20 protein-coding genes are annotated in these 25,589 nt (G+C 66.6%); 15 read left to right on the forward strand and 5 right to left on the reverse strand.

All coding sequences use genetic code 11. From position 1 onward, the window contains the following. Positions 1-947, reverse strand: a 947-nt coding sequence (gene htpX / locus IP86_RS08570) for a zinc metalloprotease HtpX (protein ID WP_054162102.1), incomplete at its 3' end; no start/stop codon positions are given. 142 nt (positions 948-1,089) lie between these two features. On the opposite strand from htpX, the gene IP86_RS08575 reads away from it, so the two are divergent. Both IP86_RS08575 and IP86_RS08580 read left to right on the forward strand, forming a co-directional pair. Further along, positions 1,090-2,424, forward strand: coding sequence for an adenylate/guanylate cyclase domain-containing protein (locus IP86_RS08575; RefSeq protein ID WP_245290573.1), 1,335 nt, complete (start codon positions 1,090-1,092; stop codon positions 2,422-2,424). A 122-nt stretch (positions 2,425-2,546) separates the two neighbouring features. Next, on the forward strand, positions 2,547-3,926 hold the full coding sequence (locus tag IP86_RS08580) for a cytochrome P450 (protein WP_054162104.1): 1,380 nt from the start codon (positions 2,547-2,549) through the stop codon (positions 3,924-3,926). A gap of 106 nt (positions 3,927-4,032) precedes the next feature. On the opposite strand, the gene IP86_RS08585 is transcribed toward IP86_RS08580, so the two are convergent. Beyond that, the gene (locus IP86_RS08585) at positions 4,033-4,875 is read right to left on the reverse strand and encodes an SDR family NAD(P)-dependent oxidoreductase (RefSeq protein ID WP_054162105.1); all 843 of its coding nucleotides are present in this window, start codon (positions 4,873-4,875) and stop codon (positions 4,033-4,035) included. Between the two features lie 174 nt (positions 4,876-5,049). Here IP86_RS08585 and IP86_RS08590 point away from each other — a divergent pair, with 174 nt between their 5' ends. From IP86_RS08590 to IP86_RS08605, 4 genes are all read left to right on the forward strand, one after another. Next, positions 5,050-6,864 (forward strand): putative bifunctional diguanylate cyclase/phosphodiesterase, encoded by a 1,815-nt coding sequence (locus IP86_RS08590; RefSeq protein WP_054162106.1) that lies wholly within the window; start codon positions 5,050-5,052, stop codon positions 6,862-6,864. A gap of 183 nt (positions 6,865-7,047) precedes the next feature. Continuing rightward, complete coding sequence (locus IP86_RS08595; RefSeq protein WP_054162107.1) at positions 7,048-7,485, forward strand: hypothetical protein; 438 nt, start codon at positions 7,048-7,050, stop codon at positions 7,483-7,485. Positions 7,486-7,492: 7 nt separating this feature from the next. Next, positions 7,493-7,837, forward strand: coding sequence for a c-type cytochrome (locus tag IP86_RS08600; RefSeq protein ID WP_054162108.1), 345 nt, complete (start codon positions 7,493-7,495; stop codon positions 7,835-7,837). 68 nt (positions 7,838-7,905) lie between these two features. Further along, entirely contained in the window at positions 7,906-9,168 is a 1,263-nt protein-coding gene (locus IP86_RS08605; protein WP_054162109.1) for an acyl-CoA dehydrogenase family protein, read from the forward strand. On the opposite strand, the gene IP86_RS08610 is transcribed toward IP86_RS08605, so the two are convergent. Next, positions 9,165-9,362 (reverse strand): hypothetical protein, encoded by a 198-nt coding sequence (locus IP86_RS08610; RefSeq protein ID WP_245290574.1) that lies wholly within the window; start codon positions 9,360-9,362, stop codon positions 9,165-9,167. The two genes, IP86_RS08605 and IP86_RS08610, sit on opposite strands and share 4 nt — an antisense overlap. A gap of 428 nt (positions 9,363-9,790) precedes the next feature. Between IP86_RS08610 and IP86_RS08615 the strand changes: the two genes are divergently transcribed. From IP86_RS08615 to IP86_RS08650, 9 genes are all read left to right on the forward strand, one after another. Then, positions 9,791-10,195, forward strand: coding sequence for a hypothetical protein (locus tag IP86_RS08615; RefSeq protein ID WP_054162110.1), 405 nt, complete (start codon positions 9,791-9,793; stop codon positions 10,193-10,195). 217 nt (positions 10,196-10,412) lie between these two features. After that, on the forward strand, positions 10,413-13,127 hold the full coding sequence (locus IP86_RS08620; RefSeq protein ID WP_054162111.1) for a bifunctional diguanylate cyclase/phosphodiesterase: 2,715 nt from the start codon (positions 10,413-10,415) through the stop codon (positions 13,125-13,127). Positions 13,128-13,348: 221 nt separating this feature from the next. Then, positions 13,349-13,438: a K(+)-transporting ATPase subunit F gene (gene kdpF / locus IP86_RS28000; RefSeq protein WP_156332441.1), complete on the forward strand. Its 90-nt coding sequence runs from the start codon at positions 13,349-13,351 to the stop codon at positions 13,436-13,438. A 10-nt stretch (positions 13,439-13,448) separates the two neighbouring features. Beyond that, on the forward strand, positions 13,449-15,152 hold the full coding sequence (gene kdpA, locus IP86_RS08625) for a potassium-transporting ATPase subunit KdpA (protein WP_054162112.1): 1,704 nt from the start codon (positions 13,449-13,451) through the stop codon (positions 15,150-15,152). Between the two features lie 15 nt (positions 15,153-15,167). Continuing rightward, a complete protein-coding gene (gene kdpB / locus IP86_RS08630) occupies positions 15,168-17,240 on the forward strand; it encodes a potassium-transporting ATPase subunit KdpB (protein ID WP_054162113.1) in 2,073 nt (690 codons plus the stop codon). Positions 17,241-17,251: 11 nt separating this feature from the next. After that, the gene (locus IP86_RS08635) at positions 17,252-17,869 is read left to right on the forward strand and encodes a K(+)-transporting ATPase subunit C (RefSeq protein ID WP_054162114.1); all 618 of its coding nucleotides are present in this window, start codon (positions 17,252-17,254) and stop codon (positions 17,867-17,869) included. A gap of 1 nt (position 17,870) precedes the next feature. Continuing rightward, on the forward strand, positions 17,871-20,573 hold the full coding sequence (locus IP86_RS08640; protein WP_054162115.1) for a DUF4118 domain-containing protein: 2,703 nt from the start codon (positions 17,871-17,873) through the stop codon (positions 20,571-20,573). Continuing rightward, positions 20,570-21,262, forward strand: coding sequence for a response regulator (locus IP86_RS08645; RefSeq protein ID WP_054162116.1), 693 nt, complete (start codon positions 20,570-20,572; stop codon positions 21,260-21,262). Before IP86_RS08640 ends, IP86_RS08645 begins: the two co-directional genes overlap by 4 nt. A gap of 118 nt (positions 21,263-21,380) precedes the next feature. Beyond that, entirely contained in the window at positions 21,381-22,973 is a 1,593-nt protein-coding gene (locus IP86_RS08650; RefSeq protein WP_054162117.1) for a gamma-glutamyltransferase family protein, read from the forward strand. A gap of 356 nt (positions 22,974-23,329) precedes the next feature. Here the strand turns inward: IP86_RS08650 and IP86_RS28610 are convergent, their stop codons facing one another. Both IP86_RS28610 and IP86_RS08660 read right to left on the reverse strand, forming a co-directional pair. Then, the gene (locus IP86_RS28610; protein WP_156332442.1) at positions 23,330-23,866 is read right to left on the reverse strand and encodes a hypothetical protein; all 537 of its coding nucleotides are present in this window, start codon (positions 23,864-23,866) and stop codon (positions 23,330-23,332) included. 14 nt (positions 23,867-23,880) lie between these two features. Beyond that, positions 23,881-25,485 (reverse strand): hybrid sensor histidine kinase/response regulator, encoded by a 1,605-nt coding sequence (locus IP86_RS08660; RefSeq protein ID WP_054162118.1) that lies wholly within the window; start codon positions 25,483-25,485, stop codon positions 23,881-23,883. Between the last annotated feature and the right edge of the window lie 104 nt (positions 25,486-25,589).

Here is a 25,589-nt window from a genome sequence, read left to right on the forward strand (position 1 = left end):
CCGCTCCACGGGCCGCGGGGGGCGCCGCTGCCGCGCGGCTGGCCGCTCCACGGGCCCGCCGCAGGGCCGCGCGTGAACGACGAGGTCGGGCGCGCACCGCCCCCGCCGATTTCGCCGGCGAGCCGCTGCAGCGCGGCGACGCGGTTTTCGGTCGAGGGATGGGTGGCGAACAGATTGTCCATGCCCTGCCCCGACAGCGGGTTGATGATGAACATATGCGCGGTCGCGGGCGCCCGCTCGGCGTCGACGTTCGGGACCTGATGCGCCGCGGCTTCGATCCGGCGTAGCGCCGAGGCGAGCCACATCGGCTGTCCGCAGATCCGCGCGCCCATCTCGTCGGCGGCGTATTCGCGCGTCCGGCTGATCGCCATCTGCACCAGCATCGCGCCGAGCGGGGCGAGGATCATCAGCGCCAGCGAGCCGATAATACCAGGGCCGTTGTTGTTGCGGTTGCCGCCGAAGAACATACCGAACTGCGCGATCATCGAGATCGCACCGGCGATGGTCGCCGTGATGGTCATCAGCAGCGTGTCGTGGTGCTTGATATGCGCGAGTTCATGCGCCACCACGCCGGCGAGTTCCTCGCGGCTGAGCTGGCCCATCAGGCCCGTGGTCACCGCCACCGCGGCGTTCTCCGGATTGCGGCCGGTCGCGAACGCGTTGGGCTGCGGGTTGTCCATGATGTAAACCCGCGGCATCGGCAGGCCGGCGCGGCCGGCCAGCTCCGCCACCATCGCGTACAGGTCCGGCGCCGTGCGCGCGTCGACCTCCTGGGCGCCGTACATCGACAGCACCATCCGGTCGGAATTCCAATAGGTGAAGATGTTCATCGCCGCCGCGACGACCAGCGCGATCAGGGCGCCATTGGCGCCGCCGATCAGGTAGCCGACGCCCATGAACAGCGCGGTCAACCCGGCGAGCAGCATCGCAGTCTTGAAGTAACTCATGGTCCTCCTCCTGCGCCCGCGTCCCAGAGGATGCGGATAACGCATCCGTGAGATGGGTAACTCGTTGCTTTCGAACAAGATCGGCGCGTGCGGCTGCGCGTCGCGGCTTGCCGCCGAGGCGATCCCGGGGCAGATTGTCGCAGTGACCAATCCTGCCACTTCAGAAGCTGCCGTCGACCCCACCGCGCCGCGTAATGCCGTGCGGGTCTATCCGCCCGGCGTGACCATCGTTCAGCGCAGCCAGCGCGGCCGCAGCTGCGCGCCCACCACCTCGACAATCGAGGAGCTGCAGCGCTGGCTGCTGCTCGAGGCGGCAAGGGAGCGCGAGTTGCTGCTGACCTTCGAAGCGCTGATGTGGCGGATGAATGCGGCCGGGCTGCCGATCGACCGCGCCACGCTGCATATTGGCACGCTGCATCCGCAGCTGCTCGGCTTCGCCTGGAACTGGCGCTCGTCGGACGGGCTGTGTGACGAAGTGCAGGTCCAGCAATCGACCGCCGACACCGACGCTTTCAAGCTCAACCCGCTGCGGCGGATCTTCGAGGATGGGGTGGCGCTCCGCCGCAATCCGCAAGACCCGGCCGCGCAGGCCGAATTCCCGATCATGCGCGACCTCGCGGCCGGCGGTTACACCGAGTACCTGGCGCTGCCGCTCGGCGGTGAAGGTTTCCGCCATGCCGTCACCCTGTCGACGCTGCAAGCCAGCGGCTTCAGCGACGAGCAGCTGGCGGAAATCAAGCGGGTGCTGGTGCTGTTCACGCTGCATGTCGAACGCCACATCGCGGTGCGGATCTCCACCAACGCGCTCGGCGCGTATCTCGGCCCGGTCGCCGCCGCCAAGGTGCTGAGCGGCGACATCAAGCGCGGCAGCGGCGAGCCGATCCGCGCCATCATCTGGGTCTCGGACATGCGCGGCTTTACCGACCTGTCCGACCGGCTCAGCGGCTGGGACACCATCGCGGTGCTGAACGCGTATTTTGAAGTGTTCGTCGGCAGCGTGCTGGCGCAGGGCGGCGAGGTTCTGAAGTTCATCGGCGACGGGCTGCTGGCGGTGTTCCCGCTCGGCGACGACGGCTGCGCCGCCGGCAATGCGGCGCTCGCTGCAGCGCAAGCCGCGCAGGCCGGACTGGCACGGCTGAACAGCGAGCCGCCGCCCGGCCTTGCCGCCGTCGAAGGCTGGCGACCGCTGCGCGCCGGCATCGCGCTGCACGAAGGCGAAGTGTTCTTCGGCAATATCGGCGCGCCGGACCGGCTCGACTTCACGGTGATCGGCCCCGCGGTGAACGAGGCTAGCCGGGTCGAGGCGCTGCAGAAAACCATCGGCCGCAACATCCTGATCACCGCAGCGGCCGCACGCCACATCAGTGTACCGCTGGAGGCATTGGGCGAGTTTCCCCTGCGCGGCGTCGCAGCACCGATGGCCATTCTGGCTCCCGATGAGCGGGCCACAATTCTCCCGCAGACCGCGGCCTCGTAACCGGCCCCGCGCCGAGTTAGCGCTTGCCAAGCCGATCTGACGCCTCCTATTTTCAACTGCAATAAGGCCGCAAGACGGAGGACCACCTCCGCGCAGGCCGCAGGAAACGCCGAGGAAACCCCATGTCGATCCAGGTCGCGGACTCATCGCTCGTCGCCCGGCTGGCGCCGCCCAAGCGCAGTGCGCTCGCTCACATTCCCGGAGACGAAGGCTGGCCAGTGATCGGCCGCACCTTCGAAGTGCTCGCCGATCCGAAGGGTCAGGTCGAGATGATGGCCCGCAACTACGGGCCAGTGTATCGCAGCCGCGTGCTCGGCGAGACCTCGATCACGCTGCTCGGCCCCGAAGCCAATGAGTTCGTGCTGTTCGACAACACCAAGCTGTTCTCGTCCAGCCATGGCTGGGGACCGATCCTCAATTTGCTGTTCCCGCGCGGCCTGATGATGCTCGATTTCGACGAACACCGGCTGCATCGCCGCGCGCTGTCGGTCGCCTTCAAGGCGGGGCCGATGCAGTCCTATCTGGCGGTGCTCAACGACGGCATCGCCCGGCGTGTCGCCAAGTGGCAAAGCAAGCCCGGCGAGATGCTGTGCTATCCGGCGATGAAGCAGCTCACACTCGATCTCGCCGCGACATCTTTTCTCGGCACCGAGATCGGCGCCGAGACCGAGGAAATCAACGCCGCCTTCGTCGACATGGTGGCGGCGTCAGTCGCGCCGATCCGCAAGCCGTGGCCCGGCACCGCGATGGCGCGCGGCGTGCGCGGCCGCAAGCGTATCGTCGCGTACTTCTCCGAGCAGATCCCGATCCGCCGCGCCAAGGGCGGCGACGACCTGTTCTCGCAACTGTGCCGCGCCACCCATGATGACGGCGCGCTGCTGTCGACGCAGGACATCATCGATCACATGAGCTTCCTGATGATGGCGGCGCACGACACGCTGACCTCGTCGCTCACCTCTTTCGTGGCCGCGCTCGCCGACAATCCGCAGTGGCAGCAGAAGCTGCGCGAGGAGATCGCCGGGCTCGGGCTGAAGCCAGGCGAAGCGATCAGCTTCGAACAGCTCGACGCGCTGCCGCTGACCGAGATGGCTTTCAAGGAAGCGATGCGGCTACGGCCGCCGGTGCCGTCGCTGCCGCGCCGCGCCACCCGCGAGTTCACGTTCCGCGGCTACACGATCCCGGTCGGGACCATGGTGGCGGTGAACCCGCTGTTCACCCACCATATGCCGGAGATCTGGCCCGATCCGGACCGGTTCGATCCGCTGCGGTTCACCGACGATGCCCAGCGCGGCCGCCACCGCTTCGCCTGGATCCCGTTCGGCGGCGGCGCCCATATGTGCCTCGGCCTGCACTTCGCCTACATGCAGGCGAAGTGCTTCGCCGTGCATTTGCTGCAGAACGTCAGCGTCAGTCTGCCGGCGAACTACACATCGAACTGGCAGATGTGGCCGATCCCGAAGCCAAAGGATGGGCTGCGGGTGAATGTGGCGGCGGTGAAGTAATCGCCTGCATTTAGCCCGTCATTGCGAGGAGCGCAGCGACGAAGCAATCCAGCTCAGTGCACATTGCTGGATTGCTTCGCTTCGCTCGCAATGACGGTGAGGCGCCTCACCCCTCGCTGTGGTCGAACGCCTTGCGCAGCGCGACGTAGCCCTGCTGCTGCTGGGTCCAGTTGCGGCCGCCGGTGATGCCACCGTCGATGACGAGATCATGCCCGTTGATGAAGCTCGACTCGTCGCTGGCGAGGAACACCGCGGCGTGCGCGATGTCGTCCGGAATGCCGGCCCGCTGGATCGGCTGCGCGGTCTTGTAGATCTCGCGCATCGTTGCCGAGGTCTTTTCTGCCGCCTCGGTGGTCAGGCCGAGCGCCTTGCCGAAAATTCCGGTGGCGATCGCGCCCGGCGAGATGCTGTTGACGCGCACGCCGGATTCACCGAGCTCCATCGCCACGCATTTGGTGAAGTGGATCACCGTCGCCTTGGCGGCGCCGTACACCAGCGACGACGAGAAGCCGGCGAGCCGCCCGGCGATGCTGCCATTGTTGATGATGCTGCCGGAGCCCTGCTTCTTCATATGCGGCGCGGCGTGCTTCATACCGAGCATGACGCTGCGCACCAGCGTCGCCATCGCGGCGTCGAAGCGATCGACCTCCAGCCCCTCGATGCCGCCGGTCTGCGCCGGGCCGCCGGCATTGTTGAACAGGCAGTCGATCCGACCGAACGAGTCGACCGCCTGGGCGATCAGCGCCTTCATTTGATCTTCCTCGGTGACGTCGGTCTGGCGGAAGATGCAGGCGTCGCCGAGCCGCTCCGCCAGCGCTTCGCCCTCCGATGCCCGCCGACCGGCGATGACTACCTTGGCGCCTTCCGCGACGAAGACTTCGGCGGTCCGCAGACCAATGCCGCTGGTCGCTCCGGTGATCACCGCTACCTTGCCGTTCAGCCGTCCCATCGCGCCGCTCCCTGTTGGGCGAGCCGCACTGCCGCTCGCCGGTTTGTTCGTTGACTCTCTGTTAATGACAAATCCGACCGCCGCAATCCAATTCGGTAGTGGGGTCCTCTCGGCTGTCAATTCCGGGTGTAACTTAACCAAACCTACAACCGACCTCGCCATGCTCCCGCTGCCATGTCCAGTGCCGCCTTGCCCCACCGATCGCTGTCCCTTGCGGAACCCGCAGCCGGCGCCCAGTCCGCGGCGCCCGCGGCGGAGGCGCATGTGCTCGACGCGCAGGCGCTGCAGGACATTCTGCGTACGCTGCCGGCTGCCGTTACGGTTCTGGACGAGCGTGGTGAGTTTCTGATCGTCAACGACGCCGCCGCGCGGATGAACGTCGCGGCGCATCCGCTCGCGGGGCCTGGCACCGCGACCAATTCGGCGATCGAGCATCGCCGCGTCGAAGGCCTCGCCCTGCTGGCGGCCGGCCGCACTTCGAATGGCGAAGAGCAGATCGGCCACGGTCCCACCGCACGAACCTTTCTCACCGCGCATCGTCCGGTCGAGATCGGCAGCCGTCGGCTGCTGCTGTCGAGTTCGTTCGACATCACCGAGCAGAAAGCGGTCGAGGACAAACTCTTCCGCCGCGCTTATTTCGACGAACTGACCGGCCTGCCGAACCGCAGCGTGATCGAGCGCCGCGCCGATACGCTGTTGCGCCGGGACGATTCCGCCAGCCGGTTCGCGCTGGCGTTTCTCGACATCGACAACTTCAAGCACATCAACGATTACTACGGCCACGCGGTCGGCGACGCGCTGCTGGTCGGCGTCGCCAAGCGCCTCGGCCTGGAATTGCGCGACACCGACATGCTGTCGCGCATCAGCGGCGACGAATTCCTGCTGCTGCTCAATCCGATCCAGAGCCCGGACGAAGTCGCCGATCATATCGACTTTCTGCTGCAGCGGCTGAAAGCGCCGTTCTATATCGACGGGACCGAGGTGTTCGCCTCGGCTTCGACCGGCATCAGCCTGTATCCCGAGCACGGACGCAGCTTCGACACGCTGCGCCAGAACGCCGACATTGCGATGTACCGCGTCAAGAGCGCCACCAAAGGCGCGGCGGCGATGTTCGATGTGGCGATGGAGCGCGAGGCGCTGGAGCGGATGGCGATCGAGCAGGCGCTGCGCCAGGCGATTCTCGACAAGCGGTTCTGCTGCGCGTTCCAGCCCAAGGTCGATATCCGCACCCGCGAGATCAAAGGGATCGAGGCCCTGGTACGGCTGCGCGACGACGACGGCGTGATCCAGGCGCCCGGCACTTTCGTGGACCTCGCGGTCGAGCTCGGCCTGATCGACGAACTGACTCACCTGGTGCTCGCCGAGATCACCAAGTCGATCGACCTGATCGACGGCGCGTTCGGCCCTGACGCCAGCATCAGTATCAACGTCGCCGCCAAGCAGGCCGGCAATGTCGCCTTCATGCAGTCGTTCACGGCGGCACTCGCCGCCACCGGTTTCCCGTCGCGCTTCGTCGTCGAAGTCACCGAAGACGCCTTCGTCGCCAAGAGTCACTTCCAGAGCGAGATCCTGCCGCTGCTGCGGCGGATCGGCGTCGGCATCTCGATCGACGATTTCGGCATCGGCTACTCGTCGCTGTCGGCGCTGGCCGACATCACCGCCGACGAGATCAAGATCGACCGTTCCTTCATCACCGACATCCACAAACGCCCGCGCAGCCAGGGCATCCTCAAGGCGATCGAATCGCTGAGCGAGGCGCTGGGCATGACGGTGATCGCCGAAGGTCTGGAGACGTTCGAGGAGCTCGCCTATCTGCAGGCCGCCACCAAGATCCGCTACGCGCAGGGCTACTACTTCTCCAAGCCGATCTTCCTGGAGGAGTTGAAGCCTGCCGTCCACTCCGTCGGAGGCGGCCGCCCGCGACCTCTCGGCCGCGAGACCGAACCCGCGCGAATGTCCGTGCCGCGCTCCAATGCCGGGCGCATGTAGTGCCGCCTCGGCAGTGACTATGTCCGGGCAAACCTCCTCGTAGTTTCTCCGGGCCGTGATCGCGCCGAACCGCTAAATTCGCGGCCTTTGCGTTGTGGTATCCCCAGCTTGATCTACCGCAATGTGACACGGCGGATCATCGGCGATTGTCGCGCCACTCCCGGACAATCTCTGGAGGGCGCCATGCCTGCCCACACCCGCCCCTATCCCTTCGTCGATCGGCTGATCGACACCTTCGCCGCCTGGCTCAAGCATCGCCGCGAAGTCACCGAGATGTGCCAATTCGATGCCGCGGAATTCAGCCGCATCGCGCACGATCTCGGTGTCACCTCGTCGGACCTCGACGAGCTCGTCCGCCAGGGCCCGCACAAGGTCGAGGAACTGCCGCAGCTCCTCAAGGCGCTCGGCATCGACGAGGACGCGATCGCCCGCACCCAGCCGCTGGTGCTGCGTGATCTCGAACGCGTCTGCGCGCTGTGCCGCCACAAGGCCGAATGCGATCACGATATCGCCGACGGTTCGCTCGCCGAGCACTACCAGGCCTACTGCGCCAACAAGGTGACGCTCGACGCACTCGGCGACGACGTCCATGTGGCCGCGCCGTCCACCGCGCGGCACTGATCGGCCGATGTCGCGGGACGCGTTCCGGCCGCTCGCGACAACGCTGATCCTGACCGCGGTGCTGCTGATGCCCCAGCCGCACCGCGCCGAGGCGACCGCCTTGCCGGACGCCGTGGCGGCCGGGCATCGCCTGGCGGCGGGCTTGTGCAAGGAATGCCACGCCATCGAGCCCGGCGAAGGCACGAGCGGCAAGGGACCGGCGTTTCAGCACATCGCCGATATGCCGTCCGCGACCGAGCTGTCGCTCAAGGTGTTTCTGCGCTCGAGCCACACCAACATGCCGAACGTCGTGATCTCGCCGGCCGATGCCGACGACATCGTCCGGTACATCCTCAGCCTCAAGCGCAACTGAGGCTGCCGACGCATCAGGACCGCTCCCCTCCTCGCGCCGCGTTGCGGCTTCCCTCTGAAGGCCGCAGCATGGATTTCGAGTACAGCGAGAAGGTCGAACGACTCCGCGCGCAGCTTTCCGACTTCATGAGCTTTCACGTCGAGCCGGCGAACCTTCCCTGGCATCGTGAGACCGCGGCGGGCCGCTATCCGCTGGAACTGATCGAGCGACTGAAGTCTCGGGCGTTTTCCGAGGACCTTTGGAATCTGTTTCTGCCCGGCCTCGGCGACGACGATCCCGGCCAGCGTCTCACCAATCTCGAATACGCGCCGCTCGCCGAGATCATGGGCCGCATCCATTGGGCGTCCGAAGTCTTCAACTGCAATGCGCCCGACACCGGCAACATGGAGCTGCTGCAGCTCGCCGCCACGCCGGAGCAGCGCGCGCAGTGGCTGGAGCCGCTGCTGATCGGCGAGATCCGCTCGTGTTTCGCGATGAGCGAGCCCGATGCCGCGTCGTCCGACGCCCGCAATATTCGAACGACCATCACGCGTGACGGCGACCACTATGTGGTCAACGGCCGCAAATGGTTCATCACCGGCGCCGCGCATCCCAACTGCCGGCTGGCGATCGTGATGGGGATGACCGGCGAGCACCTCGACCCGTCCTCGACCGAGCGGCATTCGATGCTGCTGGTGCCGATGGACACGCCCGGCCTGAGCGTGGTCCGCGACATCCCGATCATGCACCACCATTCGCCCGAGGGACATTGCGAGCTGCTGTTTCGCGACGTCCGCGTGCCCGTCGGCAATCTGCTGGGGGAAGAAGGCAAAGGCTTCCGGCTGGCGCAGGACCGGCTCGGACCAGGCCGGGTACATCACTGCATGCGGACGATCGGGCAATGCGAGGTAGCGCTCGAGCTGATGTGCGAGCGGGCGCTGGAGCGCAAGACGTTCGGCAAGCATCTCGCCGACTACGCCAATATCCAGGACTGGATCGCGGAATCGCGGCTGGAGATCGATCAGGCCCGGCTGCTGGTGATGAAAGCCGCGCATCGCATGGACCGCGAGGGCAATGCGGCGGCGCGGGTCGATGTCTCGGCGATCAAGCTGGTGGCGGCGCGGCTGCAGACCCGGATCGTCGACCGCGCCATGCAGGTGTTCGGCGCGATGGGCCTGACGCCGGATACGCCGCTGTCATATCTATGGACCTGGGGCCGAGCGATGCGCTTCCTGGACGGTCCCGACGAGGTGCATCTGCGCGTCGTAGCGCGGGCGGAACTCGCGAGGGCCCGTGGGCAGGCAGGCCGCAACGCCTGTCAGTTTGTTCCGCCGGCTTCTTTGCAGCGCTAGGCCCGCTGCGGCTTCTCGATCACCGTCACGATCCAGCGCGGGATCTCGCCGCTCTTGTCTTCCTTGACCGCGCGAACGATGCCGGTGATGGAGGAGCCGCCGACCTTCAGCGTCGCCGCGCGGCCGCTGAACTGCGCAATCCGCGAACGCCGCGCTTCCTTCACGTCGGTGGTTTCCAGTGTCTGCGTCATCATGGTGCTGATCTCCGTCGCGGCGACTATTCGGGAAACGTCGTTACGCAGAGATTAAATTACCGGCTCGTAGGAATACCGATGGCGGCAGGAGCGACGATGCCATTCGGCCAATGCAGACTGGTCCCGCCACGGCAACGCCGTTACTGATCGCAGCGTCGGCAAATGACTTTCGTCGGACGGCGACTGTCAGCAATTCGCCTGACTGGCGGCTGTTTCTGGTTTGTTTTATTTGAAGAAACTGGCATCGGCGCGTGCCGGTCGCTCCGTCGGCATCCCGCGGCTGCGGTCGAAACCGTGTCCTCGTTGGCGTGCTTGGTCATCTGTCCCTTCGGCCGTGCGACATCCGCGTGGGCGCACCGGAGTGGGCGAAGCTGATTGGACGAACCTGAAAAGGCACCCGAAATCCCGGGTGAACATAGGTAACTCACATGCAATTCTGGCTCGCTGCATTTGCCGTCGCCCTCGTCGTCGTGATCGGCTACGCGGGTGGCCCGCCGGGCGCCGTGGTCGCCCTGTTGGCTTTCGTGATCGCGCTGTTCCTGCTGTGGGCGCGTGAACTCGGCTTCAAGGGAGCGTGGGAGAAGTTCGGACTGCAATCGCTGACCCCGCCGCTGTGGAAGCCCGAGAACCTCGACCGCTTCAAGGCCCTGTTCGTCGACGAGCAGAAACTGGTGAAGGCGTGCACGATCGCAGTGGCGCTGATCGCCGTGTCGATGCTGCTGCCGCGGAACATCGTCGTGTTTATCTATCTGGCGGCGATCGCACTCGGGGTCTTTGAAGTCTACCGCAACACCAATTCGACCGCGCCTCAGCCCGGCTCCCGGATCAACTGATCGGTCCAGCCCGACGCTGAATTGCGAAGAATTTCAAGGCCGGCGCCTTCCCGGGCGCCGGCCTTGGCTATTTGGCGCGACGGTCGGACGCCGGGCGGATAGCCCCCCGCTCCCCTGACGATGGGTCGGTCCGAGCCGGCTTTCCGGCATCGGCTTTAAGGTTTGATTACCGTGATTGCTAACTCTGTTTCCATCACTGGTAGTTATTCCTGTGAGTATGAACATCAACCCGCGCATCGATACCGGTGACGTCGCCTCGTCTGGCATTGCCGACAACGCGACGGTCGGGAGCATCCTGCATCATCGCCCGGTGGCGCTGCTGATGGGATGCGGCGGGCTGTTGATCGCGCTGATCGCCGTCGTGACCGCCGCGATGGTCGGGGACCTTCGCGGCAAAGCCCTGAAGAACAGCGAGCGCGAGCTGTCCAACACCGCGATGCTGCTCGCCCACCACTACGAGCGCGAATTCGAAGACTTTCTGACGACCCAGGCAGACGTCGTGGCGATGGCCCGGCAGTCCCAATTCAGCTCACCGGACAGCTTCAGCGGCCAGATGGCGACGCTCGAGACCCACGAGATGCTCCGCGCCAAGGCCCAGCCCGGGCCGGACATTTCGAAGTTCGCGATCTTCGACCATCGCGGCGTGCTGATCAACAGCTCGGCGCATTGGCCGGTCCCGGACATGTCGATCGCGGAGCGCGATTACTTCCAGGCGCACAAATCCGGCAAAGCGCCACGCGTGACCGTCGAGCTGATCCAGAACACGCTCGCCGGCGGCTGGATGATCGTGATGGCGCAGCGACTGGTCAATGCCGACGGGGTGTTTCTCGGCGTGGTCAGCCGCTCGCTGACGCCTTCCTACATCGAGCACTTTCTTGCATCGGTGTCGCTGGGGGGCGATTCCGCCATCTCGATCCACCATCGAAACGGCGTGCTGATGGCGCGCTATCCGCATGCCGACGACAAGATCGGCCACAACCTCCGATCGGGATCGATCGAGCGGACCAAACTGTTCGACGCCAATGTCAGCGTGCAACTGAAGAGTCCGATCGATGGACGGCCCCGCCTGGTCTCGTCCCACGCGCTCCGCAGTCTGCCGATCGTGGTCGTCACCGCCACCACCGCGGACGAGGCGCTGGCGGCGTGGCGCAAGCAGACCCGGCTGCTGATCGGCGCCGCCACCGTGTCGGCCCTGGTGGTCGCGGTGATCCTGCTGCTGATCATCCGGCAGATCGGCAAGCACTATCAGGCCACGCAGGCGCGGCTGGCGGTCGATAAGCAACGGCTGAACACCGCGATCAACAACATGTCGCAAGGCCTGCTGCTGTTCGACGCGCAGGCGCGCCTGGTGGTGTGCAATCAGCGCTACATCGAGATGTACGGGCTGTCTCCGGATATCGTGAAGCCGGGTTGCAGCTTCCGCGACGTCGTTGCCCATCGCCATGCGGTCGGCTCGTTCAAGGGCGATGTCGACGAATATTGCGGCCGGATCATCCAGACGGTGGTGGTGGAAAAGACCGCCGCGATCCACGGATCGGACGACCGATCGATCCAGATCTCCAGCGTTCCGGTGCCGGGCGGCGGCTGGGTCTCCACCCACGAGGACATCACCGAGCGGATCCGCGACAGCGAGCGGATCGCCTATCTGGCCCACTACGACAGCCTCACCGACCTGCCGAACCGCAGCCTGTTCCGCCAGCGGCTGGAGCTCGAACTGCAGCGCAGCCAGCGCGGCGCCACCTTCGCGCTGCTGTATATCGACATCGACGAGTTCAAGAGCATCAACGATACGCTCGGGCATCCGGTCGGCGACGAACTGCTGAAGCAGGTCGCGGTCCGGCTGCGCGGCTGCGTCGGGACAGGCGACTTCGTGGCCCGGCTCGGCGGCGACGAGTTCGCGATCATTGCCGCCAGCGCCGGCGACAGCGATCGGGCCACCATCCTGGCCGAACAGATCCATCGGGCGATCCGAACCCCCTACCAGTGCCTCGGCCATCATCTGTCCACCGACGCGTCGATCGGGATCGCGATCGCGCCGGGCGACGGCGAGGACATCGACCAGCTCGTCAAGAACGCCGACCTCGCAATGTACGGCGCCAAGGCCGGCGGTCGGCGCACATTTCGGTTCTTCGAGCCCGAAATGGACGCGGTCGCGCGCGCCCGGCGCGATCTCGAATTCGACCTGCGCCGCGCCATTTCCAGTGGCGGATTCGAAATCCATTATCAGCCGGTGGTCGATCTGCGCACCGATGCCATCACCGGCTGTGAGGCCTTGCTGCGGTGGCGGCACCCGACCCGAGGCCTGATCTCGCCCGCCGAGTTCATTCCGATCGCCGAGGACACCGGGCTGATCAACGAGATCGGCGGCTGGACCCTGGCGGCGGCCTGCGCCGAAGCGGCGCAGTGGAACGACGACATCACGCTCGCCGTCAACATCTCACCCGTGCAATTCCGACAGCAGACGCTGGCGCTGCTGGTCGCCTCGGTGCTCGGATCGACCGGCCTGCCGGCCCGTCGGCTCGAACTCGAAGTCACCGAGGCGGTGCTGATCCACGACGACGATGCGGCGCTGACGACGCTGAATCAGCTCCGCACGCTCGGCGTCCGGATCTCGCTCGACGATTTCGGCACCGGCTACTCGTCGCTGAGCTATCTGCAGCGCTTCCCGTTCGACAAGATCAAGATCGACCGCACCTTCGTCGACAGCGTCGACGGCACCGACACCTCCAAGGCGATCATCGAGGCCGTCGTCAACATCGCGGCATCGCGCAACATGACGACGACCGCGGAAGGCGTCGAAACCGAGCGGCAGCGCGATATCCTGCGCGCGCTCGGCTGCACCCAGATGCAAGGCTGGCTGTTCAGCCCGGCCGTGCCCGCCCGCAAATTCCGCGCGCTGCTCGACGAGCACCGCGGCATCCGGGCCGCCTGACGACATCCTGCCGTCTCATGAAGCGGAGCCGGGTCTTTATGCCGGCTTTATGCCCGCGGCGCCGTTTCCGCATCGCTTCCTTATGGGCCGAGGCCTAGCTGGATCGAAGCCATCACAGGAGGCTTCGATGCTCGACTTTCTCATGCTCCTCGCCGGCTTCGCCTTGTTCGCCGTCACCATCGGCTACGCCTATGCGTGCGAACGGATTTGAGGAGCCATCCATGACGTTCGACTATTTGTTCGCCGCGTCGGTCAGCGCGTTGCTGCTGATCTACCTGGTTTACGCGCTGCTGCGCCCCGAGCGGTTCTAGGAGCGCCACCATGACCCTGATCGGTTGGACCCAGATCGCGCTGTTCTGCGCCATCATCGTAGCGCTGACGCCGTTGCTCGGTGCTTATCTCACCCGCGTCTTCAACGGCCAGACCACGCCGCTGTCCTTCGTACTGCGCCCGGTCGAGGCCGGGCTGTATCGCCTCTGCGGCGTCGATCGCGAGCGCGAACAGCATTGGCTGACCTACACGGTCGCGATGCTGCTGTTCCACGCCGCCGGCTTCGTGCTGCTCTACGCGCTGCTGCGGCTGCAGAGCGTGCTGCCGCTCAATCCGGCGGATCAGTCCGCGGTGGCGCCGGACCTCACCTTCAACACCGTGGTGTCGTTCCTCACCAACACCAACTGGCAGAACTACGGCGGCGAGACGACGATGTCGAATCTGTCGCAGATGCTCGGTCTGACGGTGCAGAACTTCCTGTCGGCCGCGACCGGCATCGTGCTGGCGGTGGCGCTGATCCGCGGCTTCGCCCGTGCCTCGGCCAAGACCGTCGGCAATTTCTGGGTCGACGTCACCCGCTGCACCCTCTACGTGCTGCTGCCGCTCAGCGTGATCTTCACGCTGTTTCTGGTCTGGCAGGGCATGCCGCAGACGCTCGGCGCTTATGTCGATGCCACCACGCTCGAAGGCGGCAAGCAGTCGATCGCGCTCGGCCCGGTGGCCTCGCAGGTCGCCATCAAGATGCTCGGCACCAATGGCGGCGGCTTCTTCAACGCCAACGCGGCGCATCCTTTCGAGAACCCGACCGCGCTGTCGAACTTCGTGCAGATGCTGTCGATCTTCGCGCTCGGCGCGGCGCTCACCAACGTGTTCGGCCGCATGGTCGGCGACCAGCGCCAGGGCTGGGCGATCCTCGCCGCGATGGGCGCGCTGTTCATCGCCGGCGTCGCGGTCTGCTACTGGGCCGAAGCCAACGGCACGCAGATCCTGCAGTCGCTCGGCCTAAGCGGCGGCAACATGGAGGGCAAAGAGGTCCGCTTCGGCATCGTTGCCTCGGCGCTGTTCGCCGTGGTCACCACCGCGGCGTCCTGCGGCGCCGTCAACGCCATGCACGACAGCTTCACGGCGCTCGGCGGCATGATCCCCATCATCAACATGGAGCTCGGCGAGATCGTGATCGGCGGCGTCGGCGCCGGCCTCTATGGCATGCTGCTGTTCGTCATCGTCACCATCTTCCTGGCCGGACTGATGGTCGGCCGCACGCCCGAATATGTCGGCAAGAAGATCGAGGCCCGCGAGGTCAAGATGGCCATGCTGGCGATCCTGGTGCTGCCGCTGTTCATGCTCGGCTTCACGGCGATCGCCGTGGTGTATCCGCCGGCGGTGGCGTCGATGGCCAATGCCGGCCCGCACGGCTTCTCGGAAGTGCTGTACGCCTTCACGTCGCAGGCCGCCAACAATGGCTCGGCGTTCGGTGGCCTTACCGGCAACACGCCGTTCTACAATCTCACCGGCGCGGTGACGATGTTCTTCGGCCGGTTCTGGATGATCGTGCCGGCGATGGCGATCGCCGGCTCACTCGCCGGCAAAAAGAAGGTCGCCGCCACCAGCGGCACCTTCCCGACGGGCGGTCCGCTGTTCGTCGGCCTGTTGGTCGGCGTCATCGTGATCGTCGGCGGCCTCACCTTCTTCCCCGCACTCGCTGTCGGCCCGATTGTCGAGCATCTCGCGATGCTGAACGGCGCCGCTTACTGATCCGGAGTTCCACCCATGCAAGCCTCGAAAACAAGCAAGCGGAGCAAGGCCTCGACCATGCTCGATCCGGCAGTGCTGCTACCCGCCATCGGCCAGGCCTTCGTCAAGCTCGACCCGCGCACGCTGATCAAGAACCCGGTGATGTTCGTGCTCGAGATCGTCACTGCGCTCACCACCGTGCTACTCGTCCGCGACCTCGCCACCGGCCAGGGCGACATCGGCTTCGAACTGCAGATCACCATCTGGCTGTGGTTCACGGTGCTGTTCGCCAACTTCGCCGAAGCCGTCGCCGAAGGTCGCGGCAAGGCGCAGGCCGACACGCTGCGCGCCACTCGGGCCTCGACGGTGGCCAAGCGGCTGCTGATGTCCGATAATCACGAGTTGTACGAGGGCGTCGCCGCCGAGCATCTGCAAGTCGGCGACCTGGTGCTGTGCGAAGCCGGCGACATCATCCCGGGCGACGGCGACATCGTCGAAGGTATCGCCTCGGTCAACGAAGCGGCGGTGACCGGCGAGTCCGCCCCGGTGATCCGCGAATCCGGCGGCGACCGCTCGGCGGTGACCGGCGGCACCACGGTGATCTCGGACCGCATCATCGTAAAGATCACCGCGGCGGTCGGCTCGTCGTTTCTCGACCGCATGATCAAGCTGGTCGAAGGCGCCGAGCGGCAGAAGACGCCGAACGAGATCGCGCTCAACATCCTGCTGGTCGGGCTCACCATCATCTTCGTGTTCGCCACCGTGACGATCCCGAGCTTCGCCAGCTACGCCGGCGGCTCGATCTCCGTGATCGTACTGGTGGCGCTGTTCGTGACGCTGATCCCGACCACGATCGGCGCGCTGCTGTCGGCGATCGGCATCGCCGGCATGGACCGGCTGGTGCGCTTCAACGTGCTGGCGATGTCCGGCCGCGCCGTCGAGGCCGCCGGCGACATCGACACGCTGCTGCTCGACAAGACCGGCACCATCACGTTCGGCAATCGTCTCGCTTCGGAGATCATCCCGGTGCCGGGCGTGACCGAAGCCGAAGCCGCCGAGGCGGCGCTGCTGGCGAGCCAGGCGGACGAGACCGCCGAGGGCCGTTCGATCGTCGCGCTGGCGCGGGAGAAGTTCGGCCTCAGCCAGGAGGCCGCGCCGCCCGATGCCCGCTTTATCGCCTTCTCGGCAATGACGCGGCTCTCCGGTGTCGATCTCGGCGCCCGCAGGCTGCGCAAGGGCGCGGTCGACTCGATCCTGAAGTTCGTCCGCGACGCCTCCGGCGCCGATGTCGCCGAACCGCAGGCGTTCCGCGCCGCGGTCGATCGCATCGCCCGCGCCGGCGGCACGCCGCTCGGCCTCGCCGAAGGCGGCCGGCTGCTCGGCGTCATCCACCTCAAGGACGTGGTCAAGCCGGACGTCAAGGAGCGCTTCGCGGCGCTGCGCCGGATGGGTATCAAGACTGTGATGATCACCGGCGATAATCCGGTGACCGCCGCCTCGATCGCCTCGGAAGCCGGCGTCGACGATTTCATCGCCCAGGCCACCCCCGAGGACAAGCTGCGCTACATCCGCACCGAGCAGGCCAACGGCCGGCTGATCGCGATGTGCGGCGACGGCACCAACGACGCCCCGGCGCTCGCCCAGGCCGATGTCGGCGTCGCGATGCAGAGCGGCACTCAGGCGGCGCGCGAGGCCGGCAATATGGTCGATCTCGACTCGGATCCGACCAAGCTGATCGAGGTCGTCGGCATCGGCAAACAGCTGCTGATGACGCGCGGCGCACTCACCACGTTCTCGATCGCCAACGACGTCGCCAAGTACTTCGCCATCATCCCGGCGATGTTCGTGGCGTTCTACCCGCAGCTCGGCGCCCTCAACGTGATGGGCCTGTCGACGCCGCAGAGCGCGATCCTGTCGGCGATCATCTTCAACGCGCTGATCATCATCGCGCTGATCCCGCTGGCGCTGAAGGGCGTGACCTATCGCCCGGTCGGCGCAGCCGCGCTGCTACGGCGCAATCTGCTGATCTACGGCCTCGGCGGCCTGGTGCTGCCGTTCGTCGGCATCAAGGTCATCGATCTTGCGGTGACCGCGCTCCATCTCGCCTGAAAGGTGACGTCATGTTGAAAGAAATCCGCCCGGCGATCGTGTCCTTCGCGGCCCTCGCCTGCCTCACCGGCCTGATCTACCCGCTGGCCATGACCGGCCTCGCCCAGGTGCTGCTGCCGAGCCAGGCCAATGGTAGCCTGATCGAGAAGGACGGCCAGGTGATCGGCTCCGCCCTGATCGGCCAGTCGTTCACCGCGCCGAGCTACTTCCACGGCCGCCCCTCGGCCACCACCGCGCCCGACCCGCAGGATGCGACCAAGACCGTGCCGGCGCCCTACAACGCCGCCAACTCGATGGGCTCCAACCTCGGCCCGACCAGCAAGGCGCTGGCGGACCGGCTCAAGGACGACGTCGCGGCGCTGAAGCAGGAGAATCCAGCCCAGCCGGTGCCGGTCGATCTGGTCACCACCTCGGCCAGCGGCCTCGACCCGGACATCTCGCCGGAGGCGGCGCTGTTCCAGGTGCCGCGCGTCGCCAAGGCGCGCAACCTGCCGGAAGCCGCGCTGCGGGCCCTGGTGGAGCAGCAGAGCAGCGGCCGCGAGCTCGGCCTGCTCGGCGAACCGCGCGTCAACGTACTGAAATTAAACCTCGCTCTGGATAGACTGCGGGCTCCGAAGCAGGGTTCCTGATTTGTCGACCTCGACCGTCACCACACGTGCCTCGCCCGATGCCTTGCTGGCGCTCGCCAGCAAGGAGGGGCGCGGCCGGCTGAAGATCTTCGTCGGCGCCGCCCCCGGCGTCGGCAAGACCTACGCGATGCTGTCGGCGGCGCGCAGCGAACTGAGCGGCGGCCGCGACGTCGTGGCGGGACTGATCGAGACCCACGGCCGCCTCGAGACCGAGCAGTTGCTGCAGGGCCTCGAATTGCTGCCGCGCCGCCCGATCGTGTATCGCAACCGGGTGATGCGCGAATTCGATCTCGACGGCGCGCTGGCGCGGCGACCCAGCCTGCTGCTGGTCGACGAATACGCCCACACCAATGTGCCCGGCAGCCGCCATCCCAAGCGTTGGCAGGATATCGACGAACTGCTCGCCGCCGGCATCGACGTCTGGACAACGCTGAATATCCAGCACCTCGAAAGCCTCAACGACGTCGTGCTGAGGATCAGCAAAATTCGGGTGCGCGAGACCGTGCCCGACAAGGCGTTCGACCGCGCCGACGAGATCGTGCTGGTCGACCTGCCGCCCGACGAGCTGTTGAAGCGACTCGCCCAGGGCAAGGTCTATGTCCAGGACACCGCGGCGCGCGCCGTCGAAAGCTTCTTCAAGCCGCAGAATCTGACGGCGCTGCGCGAGCTGGCGATGCGCCGCGCCGCCGAGCGGGTCGACGCCGCGCTGGTCGAGCGCATGCAGGCGCACGCCATCGAAGGGCCGTGGGCAGCGGGCGAGCGCATCCTCGCCTGCGTCGGACCGGACAGCGGCTCGCCCGGCGTGGTGCGCACCGCCAAGCGGCTCGCCGACCTGATGGACGCGCCATGGATCGCCGTGACGGTGGAGCGCTCAGGTATCAACCCGGACACCGCTGCGCGAAAACAGATCGACGAGGCGCTGAAGCTGGCCGAGAGTCTCGGCGCCGAGATCCACACGCTGACAGGCGCCGACATTCCGGACGAACTGCTGCGCTTCGCCCGGTTCGAGAACGTCACCCAGATGGTGATCGGCCGGCCGCGCGACACCACCTGGCGGCGGCTGCTGTCGCGGTCGCTGCCGCTGCAACTGATGCAACGCTCCAGCGACATCGCTGTCCATCTGGTGCCGACCCATACGGAGACCGGCGAGCGTCCGAAACGGTCGCTCGCCGCGCGCTTCGAGGCCTCGACGCCGGCGCATTTTCTCTACGCCGCCGTGGCGGTCGCCGGGGCCGTGCTGGTCGGCAAGGGCGTCGGCCAGATGATCCCGGCCGCCAACCTCTCCGTCGTGTTCCTGATGGCGGTGCTGTTCAGCGCCGTGAAGTCCGGCGTGTGGCCGGCGATCTTCGCCTCGGTGCTGTCGTTCCTGGCCTACAATTTCTTCTTCATCGCACCGCTCTACACTTTCACCATCGCCGAGCCTTACGAGCTGCTGGCGCTGCTGGTGTATCTGGTGGTCGCCTTCGTGGCCGCGACGCTCGCGGGCCGGCTGCGCGAGCAGGCGCGGATTTCCGCCGGCCGCGTCCGCGCGATGCGGCGGCTGTACGAATTCACACGCCGCCTCTCTGGCCTCGCCACCAGCGACGACATTGCGGAGGGTGCTGCGAGCGAGATCCACGCCAGCCTCGGCCGGCCGGTGATGGTGCTGCTGCCGCGCGGCGATGATCTGGCGCTGGCCGCCGCCTGGCCACCGGAAGATGCGCTCGACGAAGCCGCGACGACCGCGGCGCGCTGGGCCTTCACCCACAACGAGCCCGCAGGGTTCGAGACCGGCACGCTGCCGATCGTGCCGTGGCGCTTCGTGCCGGCGCGCACCGGGACCACGACCTACGGCGTGATCGGCGTGATGCAGCACAGGGACAATCCGGCGCTCGACGCCGAAGCGCAGGCGCTGCTCGACACGCTCACCGAGCAAACCGCCGCGGCGCTGGAGCGCGCCGCGCTGACCCGCGACATGGTGAGCGCCCGCACCGCGACCGAGACCGAGCGCGTGCGCAACACGCTGCTCGCCTCGATCTCGCACGACTTCCGCACGCCGCTATCGTCGATCCTCGGCTCGGCCACCAGCCTGTCGACCTACGGCGACAAGCTTGACGAGGCGGCGACGCGCGACCTGCTCGCCAACATCCGCGAGGAGGCCGAAGGCCTCGACGAGATGGTGCGCAATCTGCTGTCGATCACTCGGATCGAATCCGGCGCGCTCGAACTGCGCCGCGACTGGGTCGATTTGCGCGAGATCGCCGCGCGCGTGATCGAGGCGGCGCGGCGGCGCGGCGCGGCGCAGCGGCTCGAACTCGCCTGGCCGGCCGACATTCCGCTGGTGCAAGCGGACGCCGCGCTGGTCGAGCAGGCGCTCGGCAACATCGTCGCCAACGCGGTGGCGTATACCCCGGCCGCCGCGCACATCATCATCGACGCCGAGGCGAGCGACCTCGCGGTGCGGCTGCGCATCACCGACGACGGCCCCGGCATCGCCGCCACCGACCTGCCGCACATCTTCGAGCGCTTCGTGCGCAGCGCCGGCGACACGGCGCCCTCCTCGGATCGAGGCCAGGGCGTCGGGCTGGGGCTGGCCATTACCAAGGGAATCATGGAAGCGCATGGCGGCGCGGTGTCGGCGGTGAGCCCCGTCGCGGATCAGCACGGCACCCGGTTCGTGCTCACCTTCATGCGCGACAACCCACAGGAGACGCCGGAATCATGAGCGTGAATTCGCGCGTGCTGGTGGTCGACGACGAACCGGCGATCCTGCGCTTCCTGAAGCCCGCGCTGGAAGCCAACAACTACGACGTCGCCCACGCCGCGACCGTCGCCGAGGCGATCAAGCGGATCGCCGCCGACGCCCCCGACATCGTGCTGCTCGACCTCGGCCTCGCCGACGGCGACGGCAAGGAGGTGATCCGGCAGGTACGCGCCTGGTCGGACCTGCCGATCCTGGTGCTGTCGGCGCGCGAGCGCGAGGCCGAGAAGATCGAGTCGCTCGATCTCGGCGCCGACGATTACGTCAACAAGCCGTTCAACACCGGCGAGCTGATGGCGCGGATGCGCGCCGCGCTGCGACACCGCATGCAGCGCAAATCCGAGCCGGTGACGCTGGCGGTCGGCGGCATCGAGATCGACGTGCTGCGTCATCGCGTCACCCGCGGCGGCGCCGAGATCAAGCTGACGCCGAAGGAATTCGAACTGCTGGCCTTCCTGGTGCGGCACGCCGGCCGCGTCGTCACCCATCGGCAGATCCTCGCCGCGGTGTGGGGCCCGGCGCACACCTCGGACACGCAATATCTGCGCGTCTATATCGGCCAGCTGCGGCAGAAGATCGAAGCCCGTGCCGACGATCCGCAGATCATCCTGACCGAGCCCGGCATCGGTTATCGCATCGGCGAAGCCGGCTGAACGACACGCAACCCCGCATGCGTGCGGGAGGATTGTGGCGCCGCGATCGCGTGTGGTTTGATGCGACCGCCGCGCGTCCGCGCAGGCGATCTCCCACGCAGCGAGAGCACAGTCCAACATGGCCGACCAGTTCAGCAATCTGCAGCAGATCCGCAAGCCCGCGGTCGTCTCCAAGGGCGGCATCGTCGCCGCGCAATCGCGACGCGCGGCAGAAGTGGGCGCGCAGGTGCTGGCGGCGGGCGGCGACTGCATCGACGCGGTGATCGCCACCACCTTTGCGCTCGGCGTGCTGGAGCCGTGGATGAGCGGCATCGGCGGCGGTGGCGCGATGGTGCTGTACCGGGCGCGCGACGATAAATACGAAGTGATCGACTACGGCATGTGCACGCCCGGCAGCCTGCGCACCGAGGACTATCCGCTGACCGGCGCCGGCGCGGCCTCCGATCTGTTTCCCTGGCCGCGCGTCAAGGACGACCGCAACCTGCACGGCCCCGGCTCGGTCGCCGTGCCGGGCGTCGTCGCCGGCATGGAGGAAGCGCACCGCCGCCATGCTCGGATGCCCTGGAAAGAGCTGGTTGCGCCGAGTATCGCGCTGGCAGGCGAAGGCCTTGCGGTCGATTGGTGGACGACGCTGATGATCGGCAGCGCCGCTGCCGATCTGCGCCGCTACTCGGCCAGCGCCGCATCCTATCTGCTCGACGGCCTGCCGCCGCAGGCGCCGTGGGGCATTCAGTCGGAAACCCGGATGCCGCAAGCGCGGCTGCAGGCGACGATGGCGCAGCTCGCCGAACAGGGGCCGCGCGACTTCTACGCGGGCGAGCTGGCGCGTAGCATCGCCGCCGATATGGCAGCGAGCGGCGGATCGCTGACGGTCGAGGATCTGGCGGCGTTCCGCGCCCATGTCCGCGCGCCGCTGCGGATTCCGTATCGCGGCGGCGCCGTGTATGCGACGCCCGAACTCACTGCGGGGCCGACGCTGGCCCATACGCTGCGGGTGCTAAGCGACGATCTAAAGGCGCAGGGCAGCGGTCCGGATGCCGACGCCTACGCCGCCTATGCGCGCGCGCTGCAATCGGCCTATGCGGAGCGATTGAGCGACATGGGCGACGCCGACGGCCGCCGCGCGCTCGGTGCCGAGCATCTGGCGCCGGCCTGCACGACGCATTTCTCCGTGGTCGATCGCGACGGCAACATGGCGGCGGTGACGCAGACGCTGCTGTCGAGCTTCGGCTCGAAATTCGAAACGCCGCAGACCGGCATCATGATGAACAACGGCGTCATGTGGTTCGATCCCGAACCCGGCCGGCCGAACTCGCTCGCGCCCGGCAAGCGCTGCCTTACCAACTACACGCCCGTCGTCGCGCAGGCCGCGGACGGCCGCCGCTTCGCGCTCGGCGCGTCCGGTGGTCGCCGCATTCTGCCGGCGGTGGCGCAGATCCTGTCGTTCGTGATGGACTACGGCATGGATCTCGACGCGGCGATCCACCAGCCGCGGATCGACGCCAGCGAAGGCGCGGTCGTGATCGGCGACGTTCGCCTGCCGGACGCCACGCGCGCGGCGCTGGCGCAGCGCTTCACCTATGAGGAAGCGCGAGTGCAGACCGTCCCGATGAAGTTCGCCTGCCCCAGCGTCGTGCTTCGCGACGGCGACGCCAATTCAGGTGTGACCGAAATTGCACAGCCTTGGGGCGATGCGGTCGCCGAGCGCTAAGCGAGAAGCATTATCGCAAGCATTTCTCGTGGGACTACCACGTAGAATCACGTGGGGAACATGCACGAACTACCAAGTCATGCACCATAGGGATGAATGTTGATGTAACCACCGCGATCTAGTTGCTGGCGATCCTGTCGCGGACATTTTACAACCCTCTGCTAGACAGCCTTTCCGTCGGCCGCAAATTCGGCCTCCAGCCTGTGAGCGGCCGCGATGTCCGATAAGTGTCGTGAATGCACGCCAGCGTGCCCGGCTTGCTCGAGCCCGATGCAACTGATCGGTTGCCTTCCGAATCTACCGCCGCGGCGTCGCGTGGCGGTGTTCCGCTGCGAGAATTGCAATCACGTCGTCGCTCAGGAAGACGCGAGCGCCAGCGCCTTCTCGGCCTCCTTGCCGCGCGCGTCCGTCAACCAGGGGCCGTGAGGTTCCGCGCGCCACGGACCGTGGATATCTTGCGGCTGCAACGCCCTATCCGCAGCAGCCTCAGAGACGGCCGCGTCCTTCGCGGTTCGTGACAACTCGCCGTTCGTCAAGAACGCCGATAGCGCCGTCAGTTTTTCCGGCTTGAATGAAGTGAGTTCGTCGAGTTGCGCGACGTCGTGCTCGCGTCCGTCGGGATCGACGATCGCGACGCGCCAACCCTCGCTCTCCCACACGCGCGCCTTGGCGAGCGCAATCAATGCGCTGCTGCGCACGCTCTGCATCTTCTCGTCGTTGCGGACGGCCGTCACGGTGTAAGGCAAGCGTCGTTTCCCTTCCAAGTCCCGCTTGCGAATCTGGCCGAGGGCTTTGACCGCAATTCGCCGCGACGGTGGCGATTTTGCGATGCTCGGAACACGTCCGTCGCGCAGCTGCTCGTCATCCGCGCACATCACCAGATCCAAACGCACGATCCGACTCGTCGTCAGCTGACGCCGGTCGGTCCGTCGAGCAGGTGCCGGACGCGGCGGATCAGGTCCGTGCGGCGGTAGGGCTTGTTGATGATGTCGAATTCTTCCGACGAGGCATCGTGCTGTTCCACGACGGCTTCGGAATAGCCGGTGGTCAGCAGTACCTTGAGCTTCGGCTGCCGCTTCAGTGCCTCGCGCGCCAGCACCGCGCCGTTCATGCTGCCGGGCATCACCAGGTCGGTGAACAGCAGATCGAATCGCGTTTCGGCATCGAGCAGTTCGAGCGCCTCGCGGGCATTGCTGGCCATTTCGGTTTGATAGCCGAAATCCTCCAGGATCGAGCGCGCCAGCTCGGCGACTTCGGGGCGATCCTCGACCACCAGGATGCGCTCGCTGCCGGCGCGGTCCATCGCCATCGGCGCGCGGATCGACGGCTTGGGCAGATCTTGCGTGGTGGCGGGAAACAACAGCTGCACGGTCGTGCCGTGTCCCACTTCGCTGTAGATATGCGTGCTGCCGCCGGACTGACGCGTGAAGCCGTACACCATCGCGAGCCCAAGACCGGTGCCTTTGCCTTCCTCCTTCGTCGTGAAGAACGGCTCGGTGACGCGCTTGAGGATATCGGGCGAAATCCCGTTGCCGGTGTCCGTCACCTTCAGGATCACGTAGCGGCCGCCGCGCGGCACGCCGAACTGCAGCGTGTCCTCCTCGGCGATCTCCTTGTTCTCGGTGCGGATCGTCAGAGTGCCGCCGCTGGGCATCGCGTCGCGGGCGTTGACGAACAGATTGAGCAGCGCGACTTCGGCCTGGGTCTGGTCGATGCGGCTATTCCATAGATCGGCCTGCGTCTTGACCTGCACGTCGACATTCTCGCCGAACGTGCGGCGCGCGAGCTGCACCAGCGCCTCGATCATGTTGTTGAGATTGATCGGCCGGCTGTCGAGCCGCTGCTTGCGGGCGAATGACAGCAATTGCTGCGTCAGCGTCGCCGCGCGGGTCGCGGCCGAGCGGATGTTGTCGACCGCGCGCTGGTGGCGCGGCGCCATGGTGTCGGTCGCGGACTGCAGGGTGTCCGCATAGCCGATGATCACCTGCAGCAGATTGTTGAAATCGTGAGCTATGCCGCCGGTGAGCTGGCCGATCGCCTCCATCTTCTGCGCCTGCACCAGCGACGTCTCGGCATCGCGGCGGCGCGAGACGTCGAGCTGCGAGGCGAAGAAGTACACCAGCTCGCCGTCGCGGTTGTACACCGGGCTGATGAAGAGCGCGTTCCAGAAGGCTGCGCCGTTCTTGCGATAGTTGAGTATCTCGACCGCGACATCGCGGCGGTTGGTGATCGCTTCGCGGACGATCGCAACGGTGTCGCGATCGGTGTCCGGCCCCTGCAGAAAGCGGCAGTTGTTGCCGACGATCTCGGATAGCCCGTAGCCGGTCATCTCCAGGAAAGCGCGGTTGGCGAAGATGATCGGATTGTCCGGCTGACGCGGGTCGGTGACGATCATCGGCATCCGCGTCGTCTCGACCGCCGCGAAGAAGATGTCGTGATTCTGATGGTTGAGATCGATAGCATCCCCGCGATCCACGACGGCGCGTTCGCGGTGAGGCTTATCGTCAGACATTCAGAAACGGCTCCTTGAAGACGGCAACGGGAACTGTAATGCCGCAAAGACAGTTCCGTTCCGGTCCGTGAGGTTCCACGGAGCCATATGGTGGCCGGACAAGT

This window comes from Rhodopseudomonas sp. AAP120 (genome assembly GCF_001295845.1).
GTDB lineage: Bacteria > Pseudomonadota > Alphaproteobacteria > Rhizobiales > Xanthobacteraceae > Rhodopseudomonas.